1 protein-coding gene is annotated in these 626 nt (G+C 68.5%); it reads left to right on the forward strand.

What is annotated here, in order from left to right; genetic code table 11:
• Window positions 1–626, forward strand: a 626-nt coding sequence (locus ADK55_RS18600; RefSeq protein WP_159041461.1) for an AMP-binding protein, incomplete at both ends; no start/stop codon positions are given.

Consider the following 626-nt stretch of genomic DNA (forward strand, 5'->3'; position numbering starts at 1 on the left):
CGACACCGAGATCACCACCTGCCCCACCCTGCGACTCGTCGTCTGCAGCGGCGAAGCCCTCCCCACCGACCTCACCACCCGCTTCCACACCTCGGCCGGAACCTCAAAGGTCGCCCTGGAGAACCTCTACGGCCCCACCGAGGCGGCCGTCGACGTCACCGCCGGTTCCTGCACGGTGGAGGCCGCCGCGGAAGGTCGCGCCTCCGCATCGATAGGCAGTCCCGTGTGGAACACGCAGGTGTACGTCCTGGACCACCACCTGCAACCCGTACCCCCCGGCGTACCCGGCGAACTCCACCTCGCCGGCACCCAACTCGCCCGCGGATACACCAACCAACCCTCACTCACCGCCGAACGCTTCATCGCCAACCCCCACAGCACACCCGGCACCCGCATGTACCGCACCGGCGACATCGTCCGCTGGCTCCCCAACGGCACCCTCGACTACCTCGGCCGCACCGACAACCAAATCAAACTCCGCGGCCTACGCATCGAACTCGGCGACATCGAAACCGCCCTCACCACCCACCCCCACATCACCCACGCCACCGTCATCCTCCGCGAAGACACCCCCGGACACCCCCAACTCACCGCCTACCTCATCCCCCCCCCCCACACCCCCACCC

The organism is Streptomyces sp. WM4235 (genome assembly GCF_001279725.1).
Classification (GTDB): Bacteria; Actinomycetota; Actinomycetes; order Streptomycetales; family Streptomycetaceae; genus Streptomyces.